A 4,531-nucleotide genomic window follows, 5' to 3' on the forward strand; every position below is an offset into this window, starting at 1 on the left:
CCGGCTCCCTGGGGAGCCGGGCACCGCTCGTATCAGAGGGCCGTCCGTTACCGCGCGGGCGTCCCGGTTCCGTACGAGCGCCGCCCCCGCCGGTAGGCGATCTCGCCTTGCAGGATGTCGACGGCGAGGAAGGCCGCCAGCGGGATTCCGAACAGCGGCAGGAAGTAGCCGAGCACGGCGACGCCGGCCAGCAGCGGGACCAGGATCTGCGGCGGCACCTGCTGCCAGGCGCCGCGCGGGATCGGCCGACCGAAGGCGGAGCCGCGGCCGCGCTGCCACCACATGCGGTAGCCCCACACGATCAGCAGGATCAGGGAGAGCGTGAGCAGCATCAGGACGATCTGGTTGGCCAGGCCGAACAGGATGCCGGTGTGCAGGTCGATGCCCCACCGGGTGAGCTTCGCGAGCACGGGGTAGTCGGCGAACCGCAGCACGTCCATGACCTCGCCGCTGGACGGGTCGATCGCGACGGAGTCCTGCTTCTCGGGCCAGCTGCGCTGCACCTGCTTGACCACGTACGCCGAGGTCGCGTCGGCCGGCGGCACGACCTCCACCGGGTCGCCGAGACCCTCGGCCCGCGCCGCCGCCAGGACCTTGTCCAGGCCCACGCCGTGCGCGGCGTCTCCCGCCTGGCCGGCAGCGGAGCCGTGGCCGGCGTGTTCGCCGCCCGCCGCCGCCGACACCGACGGGGTGGCGTGGCCCAGCGAGGTGCGCAGCTCGTCGATGTTGGCCCCGGCGTAGGCCGACCAGGTGAGACCGGTCGCCGAGAGGAAGAAGAACCCGGCCGCCGCCCACACACCGACGCTGCCGTGCAGTCCGAGCGTGCGGCGCCGTCCGTTCGTCCCCCGCACCTTGCGCAGGGCACGGCGGCGGGAGAACCACAGCACCAGCCCGCCCGCCGAGATCACCCACAGCCAACTGGCCGCCAGCTCGCTGTAGTACCTCCCTGTCTCGCCCAGGTGGAGGTCCCGGTGGAACTCGTCGATCCAGGTGCGCAGCGGCAGCGCGCCGGTCGAGCCGTACTGTTCGAGGGAGCCGCGCACCTTCGCGGTGTAGGGGTCGACGAACACGGCGAGCGCGTGGCCCTCGTCGACGCCCGGGACGCCGGACAGCATGACCCTGGTCGTCGCGTCCGCCTCGGGCGAGGGGCGTACGGCCGAGACGGTGCCCTCGGGGTGGGCCTTGCGGGCGGCGGCCACCTGCTCGCTGATCGGCAGCTTCCGGTCGCCGACGGGGACGGTCAGTTCGTGGTCGTACACGACCTTCTCGACCTGGAAGGAGGCGGCGTACAGCAGGCCGGTGACGGCGGCGACGAGGAGGAACGGCGCCACCAGTACCCCGGCGTAGAAGTGCAGCCGAAGGACGAGCGGGCGCAAGGGGGCCCAGTTGCTCTTCGAGGGTGCCGGGGTGGCTGGTTGCGGGGCCTCGTCCGTGGTGGTCGAGGGAGCGGTGGTCATCGGCGGGCTTCTCCGGGGGACGTCTTCTTGGCCGTTGCGGTGGTCGTCGTTCGCGGGACGGTGGTGGTGTTGCGGTGCAGTAGTCGGGGCGGAGGGGCGTTCAGTTCCCGACCAGTGCATGTGACGTGCGTCACGCGAGCGGGGAGGGTGCCGTGTCATCCTGACGCGATGGGAACTCCGAGTGAGCGCGCACCGCTGGCCGAGCGGGTCGAGGAACTCCTCGCGGACGGCGTCCCGTTGACCATCGTCGCGGCCGGGGACCCGGTGCTGCGGCGGGGCACCGAGCCGTACGACGGTCAGCTGGAGCCCGCGCTGCTGGCCCGGTTCGTCGAGGCCCTGCGGGTCACCATGCGCGCGGCGCCGGGGGTCGGTCTGGCGGCGCCCCAGGTCGGTGTGCCGCTCAGGATCGCGGTGATCGAGGACCCCGCTCCGGTGCCGGAGGACGTGCGTCTGGCGCGCGGGCGGGTGCCCCAGCCCTTCCGGGTGCTGGTCAATCCCGCCTATGAGCCGGCCGGCGGCGCGCGGGCCGCGTTCTTCGAGGGCTGTCTGAGTGTGCCGGGCTGGCAGGCGGTGGTGGCGCGGCCCGCCGAGGTGCGGCTGACCGGGCAGGACGAGCACGGCTGCACGCTGGACGAGGTGTTCTCCGGCTGGCCCGCACGGATCGTGCAGCACGAGACGGACCATCTCGACGGTGTCCTGTATCTGGACCGGGCCGAGCCGCGTTCGCTGTCGTCCAACCTGGCGATGGCGGAGCGCTGGGCCCATCCGACGCCGGAGGAGGCCGCGCGGGCACTCGGCTTCGAGCTGCCGTAGCGAACGGAAAAACCAGAGGCGGCCCGCCAGACGCCTCAGCTACCGTGACGCCCATGTCCACACCCCGAATCTCCTAGCCGAGGACCCGCTTCCACGCCACCCGTGTGTCCTCTTGCTGATTCGGAACTGAGGCCCCGTCCCGGCCACCGGCCGCCGCTGGGCGAGCCCCGCCGCCCGCCTGAGGCCCCGTCCCGGCCGCCGGTGGCCTGCGGACGGGCCCGCGGCCCGCCCCGGCCCGGCCGGTCACGCGTCCCGGTACGCCTCCAGCAGCCGGAGCCACACCTCGCTGATCGTCGGGTAGGACGGGACCGCGTGCCACAGGCGGCTGACCGGGACCTCGCCGGCCACGGCGATCGTCGCGGAGTGGATGAGTTCGCCCACGCCGGGGCCCACGAGGGTCACGCCGCGGAGGATCTCGGCCTCGACATCGACGACCATGCGGGCGCGGCCCTTGTAGCCGTCGGCGTAGAGGCCGGCGCCGGCGACGGTGGAGAGGTCCACATCGACGGACTTCACGCGATGCCCTGCCTGCTCGGCCTCGGCCAGGGACAGGCCCACCGCCGCCGCCTCCGGGTCGGTGAAGACGACCTGGGGGACGGCGGCGTGGTCGGCGGTCGCGCTGTGGGCGCCCCAGGGCTGGGCGAGGAGGGTCTCCCCCATGGCCCGCGCGGCGATGGCGGCGCCCGCGATGCGCGCCTGGTACTTGCCCTGGTGGGTGAGCAGGGCGCGCTGGTTGACGTCGCCGACCGCGTAGAGCCAGTCGTGGCCGGTCACGCGGAGGCTGTCGTCGACCGGCAGCCAGGAGCCGGGGTCCAGGCCGATCGTCTCCAGGCCGATGTCGTCGGTGCGTGGCGCGCGGCCGATGGCGAAGAGGATCTCGTCGGCCTCGACGCGGTCACCCTTGTCGGTGACGGCCACGACGGTGCCGCCCTCGCGGGTCACCGACTCGACCGACGTGCCGGTGCGGACGTCCGTGCCGGCCTCGGTGAGCGCCTCGGCGATCAGTTCCCCGGCGAAGGGCTCCATCCTGGGAAGCAGGCCCTTGCCGCGGACCAGCATGGTGACCTGGGAGCCGAGGGACTGCCAGACCGTGGCCATCTCGGTGGCGACCACGCCGCCGCCGACCACGATCAGCCGGCCGGGCACGCTCGGGGAGCTGGTGGCCTCCCGGCTGGTCCACGGCTTGACCTCGTCGACTCCTGGCAGCCTGGGCAGGGACGCGCGGCTTCCGGTGCAGACGGCGACGGCGTGCCGGGCGGTCAGGACGTGCTCGGCGCCGTCGGAGCCGGTCACCGTCACCGTACGGGGGCCGGTGAGCCGTCCGTGGCCGCGGTACAGGTCGGCGCCGATGGAGTCGAGCCAGCCGACCTGGCCGTCGTCCTTCCAGTGGGAGGTGAAGTAGTCCCGGTGGGCGAGGACCGCGGCGGCGTCGAGGGGGCCCTGCACCGACTGGCTCAGGCCGGGTACGCGGCGGGCGTCCGCCCGGGCGATGACCGGCCGCAGCAGGGCCTTGCTGGGCATGCACGCCCAGTACGAGCACTCGCCGCCGACCAGTTCGCTCTCCACGACCGCGGTGGTCAGTCCGGCCGCTCGGGCGCGGTCTGCGACGTTCTCCCCCACGGGCCCGGCCCCGAGCACCACGACGTCGTACGCGTTGGTTTCCGTTTCCGTCATGGGGTCAGTCTGGTGGGTGGTGTGCGCCCTGGCCACACGGGTAGGGGCGCGGAATACCCACCAGGTCGGCCGTGTTGTGCCGACGGTTTGCCCCCACACCAGGAAGAGGGATTTACACCATGAGCAGCACCGTGGAGCTCACCAAGGAGAACTTCGACCAGACGGTCACGGACAACGAGTTCGTTTTGATCGACTTCTGGGCGTCCTGGTGCGGGCCGTGCAAGCAGTTCGCCCCGGTCTACGAGAAGGCGGCGGAGGAGAACCCGGACCTGGTGTTCGGCAAGGTGGACACCGAGGCGCAGCCGGAGCTGGCCGCGGCCTTCGGTATCCAGTCGATTCCCACGCTGATGATCGTCCGCGACCAGGTTGCCGTGTTCGCCCAGCCGGGTGCCCTGCCCGAGGCCGCCCTGACCGACGTCATCGGCCAGGCCAGGGGCCTGGACATGGACGAGGTCCGCAAGGCCGTCGCCGAGCAGCAGGCCCAGCAGCCGCAGGGGAGCGAGTAAGCCGCCCGGGGGCGAGCAGGACGCCCCCGAGCGACCGCCCCGGGCCTGGCCCGGCCGGAGAATGCCCGGCCGGGCCAGGCC

At 73.0% G+C, this 4,531-nt stretch carries 4 protein-coding genes; 2 read left to right on the plus strand and 2 right to left on the minus strand.

Features of this window, described 5'->3' with window-relative positions; all coding sequences use genetic code 11:
• Nucleotides 1-47: 47 nt before the first annotated feature.
• Nucleotides 48-1,457, minus strand: coding sequence for a PepSY-associated TM helix domain-containing protein (locus ACFT4A_RS42225; protein WP_382841974.1), 1,410 nt, complete (start codon nt 1,455-1,457; stop codon nt 48-50).
• Between the two features lie 168 nt (nt 1,458-1,625).
• Here ACFT4A_RS42225 and ACFT4A_RS42230 point away from each other — a divergent pair, with 168 nt between their 5' ends.
• Entirely contained in the window at nt 1,626-2,270 is a 645-nt protein-coding gene (locus tag ACFT4A_RS42230; RefSeq protein WP_382841977.1) for a peptide deformylase, read from the plus strand.
• Nucleotides 2,271-2,513: 243 nt separating this feature from the next.
• On the opposite strand, the gene ACFT4A_RS42235 is transcribed toward ACFT4A_RS42230, so the two are convergent.
• Nucleotides 2,514-3,944 (minus strand): dihydrolipoyl dehydrogenase family protein, encoded by a 1,431-nt coding sequence (locus tag ACFT4A_RS42235; protein ID WP_382841980.1) that lies wholly within the window; start codon nt 3,942-3,944, stop codon nt 2,514-2,516.
• A gap of 119 nt (nt 3,945-4,063) precedes the next feature.
• Here ACFT4A_RS42235 and trxA point away from each other — a divergent pair, with 119 nt between their 5' ends.
• A complete protein-coding gene (gene trxA, locus ACFT4A_RS42240; RefSeq protein ID WP_184587485.1) occupies nt 4,064-4,450 on the plus strand; it encodes a thioredoxin in 387 nt (128 codons plus the stop codon).
• Nucleotides 4,451-4,531 lie beyond the last annotated feature (81 nt).

Source organism: Streptomyces sp. NPDC057099 (assembly GCF_042671245.1).
GTDB classification, from domain to species: Bacteria; Actinomycetota; Actinomycetes; order Streptomycetales; family Streptomycetaceae; genus Streptomyces; species Streptomyces purpurascens.